This window comes from Cellulomonas sp. P4_H12, assembly GCF_056400905.1.
In genome coordinates, this window is record NZ_JBFUKJ010000069.1 from 1 (window position 1) to 838 (window position 838).

Genomic DNA, 838 nt, shown 5'->3' on the forward strand with positions numbered 1-838 from the left:
ATCCAGCACGGTCACGCCCCGGAATCCGCCGCCTTCACCCTCGACGTCGGCGTCAGCTACGGGCTGGCCGGCGTCGTCGCCGTGTTGACCTACCGGATCGCGAAGCCGTGGCGGTACCTTTACCTGGCGGGTGTGCTGGTCTTCTTCGGTGTGCCGCTGCTGAGTTCGCCCAACTTCACCGACGTCGGGCACTTCACCGCGGTCCTGATCGGTCTCGCCTGCCAGCCGCTCGTGCGGGGACGGCCTGGGGTGTGGGACCCGGTCGCAGCCGCCAGGTCCCTGCGACGCCGAGCGAACCGGCCGACCTCGGCTGCCGTGCGTCAGTCGACGGACAGTTCGGCCACCGAATAGGGCGGCAGCTCGAGCAGGCCCGATCGCTCACCTCCGCACCAACCGATCTCGTCCTCCGGAGCCGGACCAGTCGCGCCCGCGTCGGTGTCAGCGCGCCGCGTCGAGCAGTACGCGGGCAGCATCGCGGGCCTGCCGGGCGGGCAGGGGCGAGCCGGCGATCGCCGCGGTCGCCATCGCGCCGTTCGCGAGGATCGCAAGCTGATCGGCCAGCGGCGCCGGCAGGCCCGCGTCGGCGACCAGTTCGCGCAGGCACCCGAGCAACGAGGCCTTGTTCGCCTTGGCGATGTCGGCGACGGCCTGATTTCCGCCGCCCAGTTCACCGAATGTGTTGATGAACGTGCAGCCGCGGAAGTCCTCCTGCCGAAACCACCCGTCGAGATAGTCGAACACGCCCAAGACTCGTTCACGGGGGTCGTCAAACGGCTCGAGGAAGCGGGCGATCTCCTCCCGCACGACGAGGTCGCGCCTGCGCAGCACCGCCTCGACC

The 838-nt window shown here is 70.3% G+C and carries 2 protein-coding genes; one reads left to right on the forward strand and one right to left on the reverse strand.

The annotated features are described in order from the left end of the window. Positions 1-351: rhomboid-like protein (locus AC1DQC_RS19765; RefSeq protein WP_477052934.1), on the forward strand; the 351-nt coding region annotated here is incomplete at its 5' end. An 87-nt stretch (positions 352-438) separates the two neighbouring features. Here AC1DQC_RS19765 and AC1DQC_RS19770 read toward each other — a convergent pair. Then, positions 439-838: TetR/AcrR family transcriptional regulator (locus AC1DQC_RS19770; RefSeq protein ID WP_477052935.1), on the reverse strand; the 400-nt coding region annotated here is incomplete at its 5' end.